A 14,385-nucleotide genomic window follows, 5' to 3' on the forward strand; every position below is an offset into this window, starting at 1 on the left:
TTTATAAGCCTTGTAATAATTTTAGCTTTGCTTCTATCCTATCGGCAGCTTGCTTTAAGTCTTGGACCTGGTTGTAGAATATATTTATTTCATTTTGTGATATTAATATTTTTCTTTCTTCTGTTAAGTAGTCTTTAATATCAATAATAGTTTCTTGTCTAGATGTTTTTAGATATTGCTTTGCTCTCTGAAAGGGCTTAGTAATAACACCAGCAAATTCTGGACTTGTTAGTTTTGATACTTTATAAGCTAGGTCTATATCAATAGCGTTTAAAAATTTATTAAATTCATTAAGCTCCTTTAAACTTCCTTGATAGTCAAGTTTTTCAGCAATGATAAGTTCTTGGAGATTTTTATTAAAAACAAGCTCCAGAATATGTGCAAGTTTACCTTTTAGAATGTTCTTAGATATTTGCTCTGTGGCATATATATTATTATTCTCTATTTGTATAGAAATTGTATAGTTAATATCAGTAATATATATACTAAGAAATTTACCGTTTAAAGGTATTAATAAAGGATTTAATTGAGGATCAAATTTAGTTAAAAATTTTAAAGCTGTATTTATAGTTGCAATCATTTTAATACTTATATCCGATATGTAAAGCTACAATTCCACCTGTCATATTACGATATTCGACATTATCAAACCCTGCTTCATACATCATCTGCTTAAGAGTTTCTTGGTCAGGGTGTTTGCGAATTGATTCGGCTAAATATTTATAGCTCTCGGCATCTTGAGTTATGATTTTGCCTAAAAAAGGTAATGCTTTAAAAGAATATTGATCATAAGCTTTTGAGAGTAAGGGGGCAATTGGTTTAGAAAATTCTAAGACTAATAAACGCCCACCAGGTTTTAATACTCGGCACATTGAAGTTAGAGCTTTTAATTTATCAGTTACATTTCTTAAACCAAAAGATATTGTTATGCAATCAAAATAGTTGTCGGGGAAAGGTAAGCATTCTGCATTAGCTTGGACATATTCAATATTGCCCACGCAGCCCTTGTTGGTTAGTTTTTCTTTGCCAACTTCAAGCATTGAAGAGTTGATATCACTCAAAACCACCTTGCCTTCTGGGCCAACCATTTGACAAAATTTATGAGCTAGATCACCCGTACCACCAGCTAGGTCAAGTACCTTATCTCCTTTACGAACATTACTTTTAGCAATAGTTTGTTTTTTCCAGATACGATGTACACCAAAAGACATTAAGTCATTCATTAGGTCATATTTAGCTGCGACTGAATGAAAAACACCAGCCACTTTTTTTTGTTTATCTTCCCATGGCACTTCCGAGAAACCAAAATCAGTTGTTTTCTTTTCTTTAGACATTTAAACTAAAACTTATAATATTAAAGCTGGTTTCATTATAGCAGAATATAGCGTATTTGTATTGGCAAGATACTACTAAATAAAGGAAGTGTAAGATGTATATATTATCTGGTGATATAGGAGGGACTAACACAAGACTTGAGGTGTCTCTTTTGGGTGGGGATGAAACTCAAAGTATAGCTGTTAGAAAATATAAAGGAGCTAACTACAACTGTCTATCTGATATTCTTGAGCAGTTTTTATCTGAAGTTAATTTAGTAAATCAAATTGATTCAGTGTGCTTAGCAGTTGCGGGCTTTGTTTCAAATGGTGAAGTAGAAGTTACTAATCTTCCTTGGATGGTGTCTGAACAGTACATTGCGGAAGGGTTGGGTATTGATAAGAGCAAAGTCAGAGTTATAAATGATTTTGAAGCTATAGGTTATGGAATAGAGTCTTTAGATAGAGATCGCGATATTTTAACAATACAAGTAGGTAGTCAAGATGATGAAAACCTATGTGCGGTGATAGGTGCAGGCACAGGGCTTGGAATGTGTTTAGTAAGTTACGATAAGGATCATAATCCTAGGGTTTACAAAACAGAAGGCGGGCATATTGATTTTTCACCTGTGGATGACGAGCAAGTAGAGCTTTTTAAGTTTATGCGCAAAACATTCCATCGTATTTCACCTGAGAGGTTCTGTAGTGGCTATGGAATATATAATATATATAAATATGTAGTAAGAAATCCACTATATAACCAACCAGAGTGCTTAGAGTTAAGACGAGCATTATTTAGTGTATCTGATTCCGATAAAGCAGCAGTGATTGTAAGATATGCCGTTGAACATAGAGAGCCGTCTGCATTAAGAACAATAGATATATTTTTAAGTATATATGGTTCTGTTGCTGGTAATTTAGCTCTTTCAAGTTTACCTTTTAGGGGGCTTTATATTGCAGGTGGAATTGCACCTAGGCTTATTAAGCAAATAAAAGAAAGTAAATTTTTAGAAAAGTTTAGAGATAAAGGGAGAATGTCAAATATGATGAGAAATTTTCCGGTTCATATCATTATGAATACAGATGTTGGCTTAATTGGTGCACGTACATATGCGGCAGGATTAGTTAATTAGTAATTATTATTGTTTTTATTTTCTCTATTATTTTTTGAGATTTTAATTATGCTGAGGCCTAAGATATAGAGACCTCCAAATATAGCAATGACTGCGTAAAAACTAGCAAAAATAATAAAAATAGCTGCCAAAATAGCTAATTCAGCTGTACAAAACATTATCAGTATAGTTATAGTTAATCTGATAATATTGTGCTAAAGACGTGAGTAATAGCATCAGATAAATTATCAAAAGAATTATTTACTTTTCTTAAAATTCTTTTAAAATTGGCCCAAATTTTTTCTATAGGATTTAAATCAGGAGAATAAGCAGGAAGGTATAGTATCTGTATATCAAACTTCTCTGCTATTTTAGCCAATTTAGGAGACTTATGAAAACTAGCATTATCCATAACAACAGTAGTCTTTGGAATTAACTCAGGACATAAATGCTCTTCAAACCACTGATTAAGAATTTGAGTATCTGTATATCCAGTATACTCTAGCGGTGCTATAATCTTCTTTTCTAAATAGTTATAACCAGCAACTATACTTTTTCTCTGAGTTTGATAAGCAATAACTTCACCATAGCTAGGTTTACCAACAAGAGACCATCCTCTTAGTACAGACTGTTTATTATCCATACCCATTTCATCTAAATATACAAGTTTGTTAGGTTCAATAGTCTCAACAACCTCTATAAAACTTTGCCTATCTTGTTCTTTTCTTTGCTTATATTTAGGTGTCTTTTTTTAAAACTAAAACCAAGTCTGTTAAGACAATCATAAAATGTGCTTCTAGGTATTTCAGGAGCTAATGCTTCTCTAATATCTAAAGCCATTGCATCTGGATATGTTCTTAAGTAGCTTTCTATCGCTTCCTTATCTGTAAAGGTTGCTACTCTACCGCAACCCAAGCCTTGCTTAGATTTATAATCACCAGTTGTCTCGTATAAGTTTATCCAAGATCTAGTAGTACGGATATCTATATTAAAAAAATTACTTAGCTCTTTGTCTGTTAGGCCTTCTTTATATTTAGTTATTACGATATCTCTGAAATCTTGGCTATATGATGACATTTTTTCTAAATATTATAACATTATTGTCAAATAACTATCGGATTAACTATATTAGGAGGGTGCGGGCAACTATGCTTTTGAATGAACACGTTGACTGCTTAATTACAACTAGTTGATTAGTATCGTCTTTATTCATTCTTTTAAAAATTTATTGCTATAAAGTAATTATACATTTATAAAACATTATTTTGCAAAGATTAAATATATACAGGATTATTTTTTGATGTGTTTTGATAGATATATAGATTGTATTATTAAAAATATAAAAGTTATGCCTAAAAGACCAAAGAGTTTAAAGTCCATCCAAACATTAGTAGAGAAAAAATATGCTATAAACAGATTGATTGTGCCGAGAATAGTGAAGTATGCTCCCCACATGTTATTTATTTTTTTCCATTTATGGGGCTTGAGATCTACAGTCTCTTTAAGAAGCTTTTCCATTGGAGTTTCTTTCATTGTATAAGTTGTTATTATTAAGCCTACTCCCATTAACCAATTTATAATACTTACTTTCCATTTTATAAACTCTTCATTGTGGAAATAAAGAGTTGCTCCACCAAAAATAGCAACGATTAGAGCTATAAAAATTTGAGTTTTAGCAACTTTGCGATGAACTATATATTCCCATATTACTTGTGCTATAGTTATTATGATCAACGCAGCTGTAGCAAAAAAAATGTCATAAATTTTATAGACAGTAAAAAATATGATGGCAGGAAGTAAATCATTAATCATTTTATTCATATGTATAATTAATAAGTGTTGTATAATGTCATAGAAGTATAACGTTTGTTATAAGAATTATGAAGAAATTAATAGAATTATATAGTTATGGTAATAATATAGCTCAGCTAAAAGAGATTAGTAATATTTTAGATAAAGATGGTGTTTTAGCGATACCAACTGATTCAGGGTATGCACTTGCATGTAAAATGAAATCTAAAAAAGGGATAGATAAAATTATTAAGATAAGAGATTTAGACAGTAGCCACAATTTCACTCTTTCTTGTAAAGATCTTTCTCAAATATCAGAATATGCAAAAGTTAATAACTCTGCCTATAGATTGTTAAAGAGATATACTCCAGGATCATTTACTTTCATCCTAAATGCAACAAAGAAGGTATCGTCATTACTTGTTACTAAAACCAAAAATACGGTTGGTATTAGGGTTAGTGAACATTATGTACCTCAGACAATATCAGCACAAATAGGAGAACCTTTAGTTATTGGTACCTTTATATTGCCTGGTGAAGAGATCGCTGTGACAGATTGCTCTAGGGTAGAAGATTCCGTCATGAATCATATTGATATTGTAATAGAATCTGATTATTGTGGCTATGAATCTACTACTGTAGTTGAAATGCTTGAGTTACCATATCAAATCCTAAGACAAGGTGCAGGAGAGATAGATCTTTAGTTATGCAAAAAACACTAATTAAGTAGTTGTCTATTTGGGTGTAATATTAGGTATGATGTAAAATGGTATACAGGTGTTTAATGAGGATCAAATATTACAAGCTCTAATTTTGTAAAAAAATTAGAAAGCTAAACTCAGTTATGTAGTTTGGTATTATAAAAGAAAATTATAGAATTGTATGCTTAAGCTATTTCAGTAATTAAAGTGGTCATGGTTATTAAATAATGAATTCTTATAAAACGATATCTCAAAACTTATTATAGTTAATCCGATAGTTATTTGACAATAATGTTATAATATTTAGAAAAAATGTCATCATATAGCCAAGATTTCAGAGATATCGTAATAACTAAATATAAAGAAGGCCTAACAGACAAAGAGCTAAGTAATTTTTTTAATATAGATATCCGTACTACTAGATCTTGGATAAACTTATACGAGACAACTGGTGATTATAAATCTAAGCAAGGCTTGGGTTGCGGTAGAGTAGCAACCTTTACAGATAAGGAAGCGATAGAAAGCTACTTAAGAACATATCCAGATGCAATGGCTTTAGATATTAGAGAAGCATTAGCTCCTGAAATACCTAGAAGCACATTTTATGATTGTCTTACCAGACTTGGTTTTAGTTTTTAAAAAAGACACCTAAATATAGTTAATCTGATAATATTGTGCTAAAGACGTGAGTAATAGCATCAGATAAATTATCAAAAGAATTATTTACTTTTCTTAAAATTCTTTTAAAATTGGCCCAAATTTTTTCTATAGGATTTAAATCAGGAGAATAAGCAGGAAGGTATAGTATCTGTATATCAAACTTCTCTGCTATTTTAGCCAATTTAGGAGACTTATGAAAACTAGCATTATCCATAACAACAGTAGTCTTTGGAATTAACTCAGGACATAAATGCTCTTCAAACCACTGATTAAGAATTTGAGTATCTGTATATCCAGTATACTCTAGCGGTGCTATAATCTTCTTTTCTAAATAGTTATAACCAGCAACTATACTTTTTCTCTGAGTTTGATAAGCAATAACTTCACCATAGCTAGGTTTACCAACAAGAGACCATCCTCTTAGTACAGACTGTTTATTATCCATACCCATTTCATCTAAATATACAAGTTTGTTAGGTTCAATAGTCTCAACAACCTCTATAAAACTTTGCCTATCTTGTTCTTTTCTTTGCTTATATTTAGGTGTCTTTTTTTAAAACTAAAACCAAGTCTGGTAAGACAATCATAAAATGTGCTTCTAGGTATTTCAGGAGCTAATGCTTCTCTAATATCTAAAGCCATTGCATCTGGATATGTTCTTAAGTAGCTTTCTATCGCTTCCTTATCTGTAAAGGTTGCTACTCTACCGCAACCCAAGCCTTGCTTAGATTTATAATCACCAGTTGTCTCGTATAAGTTTATCCAAGATCTAGTAGTACGGATATCTATATTAAAAAAATTACTTAGCTCTTTGTCTGTTAGGCCTTCTTTATATTTAGTTATTACGATATCTCTGAAATCTTGGCTATATGATGACATTTTTTCTAAATATTATAACATTATTGTCAAATAACTATCGGATTAACTATATAAGCAAAGAAAAGAACAAGATAGGCAAAGTTTTATAGAGGTTGTTGAGACTATTGAACCTAACAAACTTGTATATTTAGATGAAATGGGTATGGATAATAAACAGTCTGTACTAAGAGGATGGTCTCTTGTTGGTAAACCTAGCTATGGTGAAGTTATTGCTTATCAAACTCAGAGAAAAAGTATAGTTGCTGGTTATAACTATTTAGAAAAGAAGATTATAGCACCGCTAGAGTATACTGGATATACAGATACTCAAATTTTTAATCAGTGGTTTGAAGAGCATTTATGTCCTGAGTTAATTCCAAAGACTACTGTTGTTATGGATAATGCTAGTTTTCATAAATCTCCTAAATTGGCTAAAATAGCAGAGAAGTTTGATATACAGATACTATACCTTCCTGCTTATTCTCCTGATTTAAATCCTATAGAAAAAATTTGGGCCAATTTTAAAAGAATTTTAAGAAAAGTAAATAATTCTTTTGATAATTTATCTGATGCTATTACTCACGTCTTTAGCACAATATTATCAGATTAACTATATGACTATTCAGAAACAACAAACGTTGAGCTTGTTATGAAGCGTTATAGTGTTAAGATATTGAGTGAATATTATAGTGATTGTGTTGTATTGGATATTAGGATTAATGTATCTGATAAGATTGGATTTATCGATGAATTAACAAATGCAACAAAAGGAAATGTTAAGGTTGAGGAGTATAAGTAATTTTAATAATTTAAGCTAAAACTCTTTTTGTACGAATAAACATATAGATAATTGATCCAAATAAGCAAATTATTCCGCTAAAAATAAATACAATAAAAAAATTATTATTTGTAACATGCAGAATTATTCCGGTAATTAATGGTGCTAGACCAGCACCAATAAAATTAGCAAAGTTTTGAGTACCACCTATTGTACCTAAGAGGTGGGTGGGGGAAATATCTGCAACAAGAGCCCATGTGGGAGAGACTCTAAGACCTAAACAAAAAATAGTGATATCAATCACACATATGATCACATAAATATTATCAAGGTATGGTAGTGTTAATATTGATATTGAAGCAATAAAACAGCCTCCTATTATTGGAGTTAAGCGTGAAAATACTATGGAACAGTTTTGTTTAATCATAAAGTCTGAAATTATTCCACCAAGCATTACTGAGATAGCTCCAGAAATGAAGGAAGCAGAGGTTGCAATACTCATTCCCGATAGGCTTAGGTGCTTTATTTCTATAAAATAAAAAGGAAGCCAAGTTAAGAATAACCAGTAAGCATAAGATGAACAAAGATTCCCTAAACAGAGAAAAATTATATTTTTGTTCTTAAGTATTTGGATTAAAGATGTCTGCTGAGTTCTCTTATATGTACGATGATTTTTTAAACCTTCTTTTTTATGTAACTGCTGCCATAGTATAGCAGTTATTAGGCCTATCATACCTAATAGTATAAACATCCCGCGCCAACCTATTAATAGTATTAGGGCTACTAAGATTAAGGGGGCTAATATGTTTGCAATCCTTGGTCCTAGAGCTACTATAGATGATATTATTCCTCTTTTTGAGCTTGGAAAGTGTTGTTGGATTGTTTTCGTTGCGACTATAAAAAAAGGAGCTTCAGCAATACCAAGTAAAAGCCTCGTTAAGAGTATTGAATAAAATCCTACTACTAAACCACCTAGAATGCATATGCTAGACCATACGATCATGCTTGAAAGCATAACCTTGTTTGCTCCAAAACGGTCAACAAGGTAGCCAGCTGGTAGGCTTGCTAATGCATAAGTCCACATAAAAGCAGAAAGTAAAATCCCCATTTCTGTAGTGGAAATGTTAAAAAACCTAGTTATTTCTGTATTGGCAATACTTAAAGTTGAGCGGTCAAGATAGTTTAGTAATGCTAAAAAAAATAATAAAGTAATTATCAAGAAATTATAATTAAATCTTCGCATATTACGTTTTTATATTATTTGACACGCATGCCAGGTAGAGCGCCATCATGAGGCTCCAATATATATATCTCTTTACCATCACCAGCAGCTAAAACCATACCTTCAGAGACTCCGAATTTCATTTTTCTAGGTGCAAGATTTGCAACCATTACAGTATGTTTTCCAACTAAGTCTTCAGGTTTGTAAGCTGATTTGATGCCTGCAAAAACTTGTTTTGTAGTGCCACCTAAATCCAGTATAAGTTTGAGTAGTTTGTCAGCACCTTCAACATGTGAAGCATCGATTATTTTAACAACACGTAAGTCAACTTTCATAAAATCATCAAAGTTGCACTCTGAGGATATATCTAACTTAAGTTCTTCTTTTTTAGGTTCTTGAGGCTGATCTTTTTCTAACATTATTTTAGTGTCTTCTAGGATTTTATCAATTTTCTCTTTTTCAATACGAGAGGCAAGAGGTTTAAATTTATTGATTTTGTGGTTCTTTAAAAATACTGGAGCATCATCCCAGTTACTGATTTCAATATTTAAGAAGAATTCTGCTTTTTCGACTATGCTTGGGATAATTGGCTTAAGGTAAGAAACTAGAGCTTTAAACATGTTTATTCCCTGAGAGCATACTTGATGAACTTTCTGTTCTTGACCTTCTTCTTTAGCAAGCTGCCAAGGTTTATGATGATCGATGAACTGATTTGCTTTATCAGCTAGAGACATTATTAATCTTACCGCGTTGGCAAATTCTCTTTTTTCAAAAGCTTGGGTAATTGCTTTATGATTATTATAAAACTCTTTTTCTAGGGTTATATCAAAAGTTTCATCAGCTAATGTAGCATCAAATTTTTTATAAACAAACCCAGCGCATCTGCTAGCGATATTAACGACTTTTCCAACTATGTCAGAATTTGATTTGGTAATAAATTCTTCTAAATTTAAATCTATATCATCTATTTTAGAAGTTAATCTCGAAGCAAAGTAATATCTTAGATAGCTAGGTTCTAAACTATTTAAATAAGTTCTTGCTTGAATGAAAGTACCTCGAGATTTAGACATTTTTTTACCATTTACTGTTAAAAAACCATTAGCAAATACACTAGTTGGAGTTTTATGTCCTGTAGAAGCTAAGATCGCAGGCCAAAATAGGGCATGGAAATAGATGATATCTTTACCAATAAAGTGATAAAGTTCGCTTTCATTAGAACTATCTCCCCAGTATTGGTCAAAGTCAATATCATTTTTATTACAATAATCTCTGAAGCTAGCTATATATCCCATAGGAGCATCAAGCCATACATAGAAAAACTTTTTCTCATTTGTACCTGGTATAGCAAAGCCAAAATAAGGAGCATCTCGCGATATATCCCAGCTTTGAAGACCTTGTTCAAACCATTCTGCTAATTTATTGGCGACTTCAGGTTGTAAGTTTTGATTAGAATCTATCCAGTTTTTTATATCTTTTTCCAATGCTGGTAGGTCAAAAAAATAATGTTCCGAATTTTTTTGAATAGGGGGTTTACCTGAAACTACAGATTTAGGGTTAATTAATTCTGTAGGGTCGTAAGTCGCACCACAAACTTCGCAACTATCACCATATTGATCTTCAGCTTTGCATTTAGGACATATGCCTTTTACAAACCTGTCAGGTAAAAACATTTTAGCTTCTGGATCGTACGCTTGAGCTATTTCTTTTTTAGTTATTAATTTTTGCTTATTTAATTTTTCATATATATCTTCAACAATAGTTCTATTTAAACTATTATTAGTAGAATAATAATTATCAAAATCAACTTCAAAATCCGCAAAATCTTTTTGGTGGTTTTGGGAATATTTTTCTACTAGTTCTTCTGGCGTTACTCCAATGTTTTTAGCTTTTAGCATTATTGGAGTGCCGTGGGTATCACTACCACATACAAATATGCATTTATTTTGTTGTAGTTTTTGGAATCTTACCCAAATATCTGATTGGATATAGCCAAGCATATGGCCTAAATGAAGGTCCCCATTCGCATATGGAAGAGCATTAGTAACTAGTATTTTGCGCATTTTATTACTCAATTTAATATAGAATTATTTATAACGATTGATTCATTATAAAGATTTTTATAGGTTTTGTTTAGTGAATTTAATCAATAGAGCAATAAAATTAGCATATTATGCGATGATCTCTTGACACAATGTTTTATGTATATATAATAATTCTTCACATGGTTTAGGAGAGGTGGCCGAGTGGCTGAAGGCGCTCCCCTGCTAAGGGAGTATAGGCGTTAAACCCTATCGAGAGTTCGAATCTCTTCCTCTCCGCCATTAAGTTTCGATTCTTTTAAAAATCGGGTGCATAGCTCAGCTGGGAGAGCATCGCCCTTACAAGGCGAGGGTCGGGGGTTCGAACCCCTCTGCACCCACCACTTACATTGGGCAAGTGGTTCTAATTAATTTCTTTATTCTGCTAGTTAAAATTTTAATCAATTTGGTTTTTAGAGTAATATTAACTTAGTTTTATTATTTAAATACTATCAAGGTGGAGATATGCCATTATATCCTGAAATTAATGCTTATAATGAAGAGTTCTTAAAAGTTTCTGATATTCATACAATATATTTTGAGGAATGTGGCAACCCTGTTGGTAAGCCTGTGATATTCATTCATGGAGGTCCTGGTGGAGGGATTCAACCAAGTTATAGGCAGTATTTTAATCCTAATAAATATAGAATAATATTGGTTGATCAGCGTGGTTGTGGTAAGAGCACACCTTTTGCAGAGCTACAAGAGAATACAACTTGGCATTTGATTGAAGATTTTGAGCTAATTCGTGAAAAGTTAAATATCAATAAGTGGATGGTTTTTGGTGGGTCATGGGGAAGTACTTTAGGTTTGGCATATGCTCAATCATATCCAGAAGCAGTTTCGGAGCTTATTTTGCGAGGTGTTTTTTTAGGTAGAGAGAAAGAGCTTTCATGGTTGTATCAACATGGTGCTAGTGAGGTATTTCCTGATATGTGGGAGCACTATATTAAACCTATAGCTAATGAGAAAAGAAATGATTTTATATCTGCTTATTACGATATTTTGACAGAGAATGATGAGGAGCTAAAACAGAAAGCAGCTAAGGCATGGAGTGTTTGGGAAGCTTCAACAAGCAAGCTATTGGTTGATGAGAAATCGATAGATAAGTATGGGGAAGATAGATTTAGCTTGGCTTTTGCAAGAATTGAGAGTCATTTTTTTAAAAACAAATTGTTTTTAGAAGAAAATCAGCTTCTAAAAAATGCTTATAAAATAAAAGATATACCAGGTGCAATAGTGCAAGGGCGCTATGATATGGTTTGTCCAGCAGCAAGTGCTTGGGATTTACATAAAGTGTGGCCAGCTAAGTTGAAGATAGTGGCAGATGCGGGTCACTCTATCAGTGAATCTGGCATTATTGATGCTTTAGTTAAGGCTACAGATGGTTTTGTGGATGATCTTTATACAGAAGTAGTAAATTCGAAGTAGTTAGTCTCAATAATCTTATGATCTAAGCTATTAAATATAGCTAAAAAATAAGAAATAAAACATATCGTTAATAGTAAGCATAATTGAGTAGTTAAACCTATGTTTGTATGGTAGGAGCCTAAATATGATATGATCCCTATAGATAGTAGGTGAAATATAAGCCATAAAGATTTAGAGATTAAAAGTCTATTTCCCCTAGCTTTTAATTTTTCTATTATAATAAACGTTATTAGGCAAATAAATGTAAAAACTATAATACTTATAACTATGTTCCAACCGCTATAAAAAAAATCAGAGTAGAAAAATAAAAAGCAGTAAAACAAATTAAGTTAATAAATTTTAGTTTATAAGTTCTTTCAACCTTGGGGATTGATTTTCTAAAGATAATAGTTGCGATAGGGCCAATTAAGTATGTTATAGCCATCAAAGCAGCAATAAATGTTGAAACTTATTCCCAACTTTTAAAAATAAAAAATATCGTTATTGAGCATATAAAACTAATTAAAGTAAAGGCTTTCAAATTTATGCTTAGCTTTTTATTTTTTTGTAAAAAATTATCAGTAATAAGAACATTTAGTGATTCTATTGAAACTCTCAAGTAAACTACTCCGCAAATAAATGGAAAAGTTATTGCTGAAAAGTATAGTATTGTAATTAGGAGTTTTGAACCTATTTCAGATGCTACTATACCGAAAGCACCAAAAGCACTATTATTGCTTAATACTGTTGGAAAATGTCTTGCTGATATGAAGTATGCAATTTGTACAAGCATAAAAATAACCAGAGATATTATTATTACTAATATAATAGACAAAGGAATTGTCTTTTTTGGATTTTTAGCATGACCAGCAATTTCAATGATAGTTTTAAAACCAATAAAAGAAAATGCGATACCTCCCATGGTTATAGCATTAAAAATATTAGACCATTTCCACTGTAGTTCGGTTTGATATATCTGCTTTATTTCACCTGATTCTGGAGTTGATAGGAAAAAACATATAATAAAAAGTGCAACAAATATAGGGATTAAGATTTTAGCTAATGTAAAATAATTGTTTATTTTTGAAATGGTTTTTATAGAAAGTAGGTTTAAAATACAAATTAGAGCAACAGTTGAAAAGCCTATTATTACGTAGTGATAAGTATTAATTAATAAGTTAGGAAAAAATACCGCTAAATACTGAATTATAGCATGGCTTTCTACAGGAACAAATATCATGTATGAGAGCCATGTGAAGACAGCAAAAATAAAACCTGTTGAAGGGCCATAGATTAAAATTGGTATTTTTGAAGAAGTACCGTTGGTGGAAAACAGCGTGCTGAGTTCCATAAATGAAAGAGCTATTATTAGAGTCATTATTGCCGCAATTACCCAAGATAATATTGATGCATAGCCAGCAATTTTAGTGCTATATTCAGCTGTGAAAAGCCAACTTGAACCTATTAAAGATGTTATTCCAAGACCAATTAATCCAGGTAAGCTAATGTTTCTATGTCTCAAGTGTAATCCTTTAAAAGATTCAGTAAGTTACAATAATAGTTTTTTTATTTTTACAAAGATAATTAATCTTTTGAATATCTGATATTAATTATTTAAATTTGCTTAATAGAGACTTCAGTACTAGTATTTGCGTGATGTTTATTTTTTTGTTCTAAAGAAGGAAGTTAGGTATGAAATATTCGCTAGATAATTTTATAAATGGAGTAAGAGTTTCTGCAACTGGTAGTAGGCAGATTGAAGTTGATAATCCACAAACGGGTGAGATTATTGCTAATATGAGATGCTCCTCAAAAGAAGATCTAAATGAGGCTGTTGCAATAGCGACAGAAGCTCAAAAAAAATGGGCTAATAATACGTATAAGACAAGAGCTCAAATATTTTTTAAATATAGACAGTTGTTACAGGATAATTTTGAGGAATTAGCCAGGTTATGTTCAGAAGAAAATGGTAAGACAATCCCAGAAGGAGCTGCTGAAATAGCAAAAGCAATAGAGCTTTGTGAGCTGGCAATATCAATACCACAAACTCTTAATGATAGAAGGCAAATTATAAGTAATGGTATTGAATGTAAAGAGCAAAAGACTCCTCTTGGCGTGGTTGCAAGTATTGTGCCTTTAAATTTCCCTGTAATGGTTCCTCACTGGACTATTCCTATGGCTTTGGTTTTGGGTAACTCTATGATTGTTAAACCTTCTGAGCGTGTACCATTATCTTGTATTAAGATAGCTGAATTTCTAAAAGAAGCAGGGCTTCCTGATGGTGTGTTTAATATTGTTCATGGAGATAAAGATATTGTTGAAGGTATTTGTGATCATGAAGATATTAAGGCAGTATCTTTTGTTGGCTCAACACCAGTAGCTAAATTGGTATATGAACGATCAGCTAAGTCGGGTAAGAGATGTATTGCTCTTGGAGGTGCTAAGAATAATTAACTATATGT

The 14,385-nt window shown here is 31.8% G+C and carries 12 protein-coding genes, 2 tRNA genes and 3 pseudogenes; 9 read left to right on the forward strand and 8 right to left on the reverse strand.

Going from position 1 to position 14,385, the window contains the following annotated elements; translation table 11 throughout:
* Nucleotide 1: 1 nt before the first annotated feature.
* The gene (locus ACR0PV_RS02140) at nucleotides 2-580 is read right to left on the reverse strand and encodes a ubiquinone biosynthesis accessory factor UbiJ (protein WP_488173393.1); all 579 of its coding nucleotides are present in this window, start codon (nucleotides 578-580) and stop codon (nucleotides 2-4) included.
* Between the two features lies 1 nt (nucleotide 581).
* Nucleotides 582-1,334: a bifunctional demethylmenaquinone methyltransferase/2-methoxy-6-polyprenyl-1,4-benzoquinol methylase UbiE gene (ubiE, locus tag ACR0PV_RS02145; protein ID WP_488173394.1), complete on the reverse strand. Its 753-nt coding sequence runs from the start codon at nucleotides 1,332-1,334 to the stop codon at nucleotides 582-584.
* 95 nt (nucleotides 1,335-1,429) lie between these two features.
* Between ubiE and glk the strand changes: the two genes are divergently transcribed.
* A complete protein-coding gene (glk, locus tag ACR0PV_RS02150; RefSeq protein ID WP_488173395.1) occupies nucleotides 1,430-2,446 on the forward strand; it encodes a glucokinase in 1,017 nt (338 codons plus the stop codon).
* A gap of 175 nt (nucleotides 2,447-2,621) precedes the next feature.
* Here glk and ACR0PV_RS02155 read toward each other — a convergent pair.
* A protein-coding gene (locus ACR0PV_RS02155; protein ID WP_488172940.1) for an IS630 family transposase occupies nucleotides 2,622-3,502 on the reverse strand; the annotation gives its coding sequence in 2 pieces (ribosomal slippage) (nucleotides 2,622-3,178 and nucleotides 3,178-3,502; 882 coding nt in all).
* A gap of 213 nt (nucleotides 3,503-3,715) precedes the next feature.
* Entirely contained in the window at nucleotides 3,716-4,246 is a 531-nt protein-coding gene (locus tag ACR0PV_RS02160; RefSeq protein WP_488173396.1) for a septation protein A, read from the reverse strand.
* A gap of 59 nt (nucleotides 4,247-4,305) precedes the next feature.
* On the opposite strand from ACR0PV_RS02160, the gene ACR0PV_RS02165 reads away from it, so the two are divergent.
* Both ACR0PV_RS02165 and ACR0PV_RS02170 read left to right on the forward strand, forming a co-directional pair.
* On the forward strand, nucleotides 4,306-4,920 hold the full coding sequence (locus tag ACR0PV_RS02165; RefSeq protein ID WP_488173397.1) for an L-threonylcarbamoyladenylate synthase: 615 nt from the start codon (nucleotides 4,306-4,308) through the stop codon (nucleotides 4,918-4,920).
* 309 nt (nucleotides 4,921-5,229) lie between these two features.
* A pseudogene (locus tag ACR0PV_RS02170) lies at nucleotides 5,230-5,573 on the forward strand (IS630 family transposase); the annotation flags it as partial.
* Between the two features lie 2 nt (nucleotides 5,574-5,575).
* Here ACR0PV_RS02170 and ACR0PV_RS02175 read toward each other — a convergent pair.
* Nucleotides 5,576-6,456, reverse strand: a protein-coding gene (locus tag ACR0PV_RS02175; RefSeq protein WP_488172178.1) for an IS630 family transposase whose coding sequence is annotated in 2 segments (ribosomal slippage) — nucleotides 5,576-6,132 and nucleotides 6,132-6,456 — 882 coding nt in all. Because the reading frame shifts where the segments join, the coding sequence is not laid out codon by codon here.
* A gap of 49 nt (nucleotides 6,457-6,505) precedes the next feature.
* Here ACR0PV_RS02175 and ACR0PV_RS02180 point away from each other — a divergent pair.
* A pseudogene (locus ACR0PV_RS02180) lies at nucleotides 6,506-7,045 on the forward strand (IS630 family transposase); the annotation flags it as partial.
* A gap of 18 nt (nucleotides 7,046-7,063) precedes the next feature.
* Nucleotides 7,064-7,234 (forward strand): annotated as a pseudogene (locus ACR0PV_RS02185) (hypothetical protein); the annotation flags it as partial.
* Between the two features lie 10 nt (nucleotides 7,235-7,244).
* Here the strand turns inward: ACR0PV_RS02185 and ACR0PV_RS02190 are convergent.
* Both ACR0PV_RS02190 and metG read right to left on the reverse strand, forming a co-directional pair.
* The gene (locus ACR0PV_RS02190; protein WP_488173398.1) at nucleotides 7,245-8,456 is read right to left on the reverse strand and encodes an MFS transporter; all 1,212 of its coding nucleotides are present in this window, start codon (nucleotides 8,454-8,456) and stop codon (nucleotides 7,245-7,247) included.
* A 14-nt stretch (nucleotides 8,457-8,470) separates the two neighbouring features.
* A complete protein-coding gene (gene metG, locus ACR0PV_RS02195) occupies nucleotides 8,471-10,495 on the reverse strand; it encodes a methionine--tRNA ligase (protein ID WP_488173399.1) in 2,025 nt (674 codons plus the stop codon).
* Between the two features lie 169 nt (nucleotides 10,496-10,664).
* On the opposite strand from metG, the gene ACR0PV_RS02200 reads away from it, so the two are divergent.
* From ACR0PV_RS02200 to pip, 3 genes are all read left to right on the forward strand, one after another.
* Nucleotides 10,665-10,756, forward strand: a tRNA-Ser gene (locus ACR0PV_RS02200).
* 25 nt (nucleotides 10,757-10,781) lie between these two features.
* Nucleotides 10,782-10,857: transfer RNA gene (locus tag ACR0PV_RS02205), tRNA-Val, on the forward strand.
* A gap of 121 nt (nucleotides 10,858-10,978) precedes the next feature.
* On the forward strand, nucleotides 10,979-11,944 hold the full coding sequence (pip, locus tag ACR0PV_RS02210) for a prolyl aminopeptidase (protein WP_488173400.1): 966 nt from the start codon (nucleotides 10,979-10,981) through the stop codon (nucleotides 11,942-11,944).
* A 448-nt stretch (nucleotides 11,945-12,392) separates the two neighbouring features.
* Here the strand turns inward: pip and ACR0PV_RS02215 are convergent, their stop codons facing one another.
* Nucleotides 12,393-13,445: an APC family permease gene (locus ACR0PV_RS02215; RefSeq protein WP_488173401.1), complete on the reverse strand. Its 1,053-nt coding sequence runs from the start codon at nucleotides 13,443-13,445 to the stop codon at nucleotides 12,393-12,395.
* Between the two features lie 170 nt (nucleotides 13,446-13,615).
* Between ACR0PV_RS02215 and ACR0PV_RS02220 the strand changes: the two genes are divergently transcribed.
* Nucleotides 13,616-14,377 (forward strand): aldehyde dehydrogenase family protein, encoded by a 762-nt coding sequence (locus tag ACR0PV_RS02220; protein WP_488173402.1) that lies wholly within the window; start codon nucleotides 13,616-13,618, stop codon nucleotides 14,375-14,377.
* Nucleotides 14,378-14,385: the final 8 nt, after the last annotated feature.

It is taken from the genome of Francisella sp. AG1, from assembly GCF_057683165.1.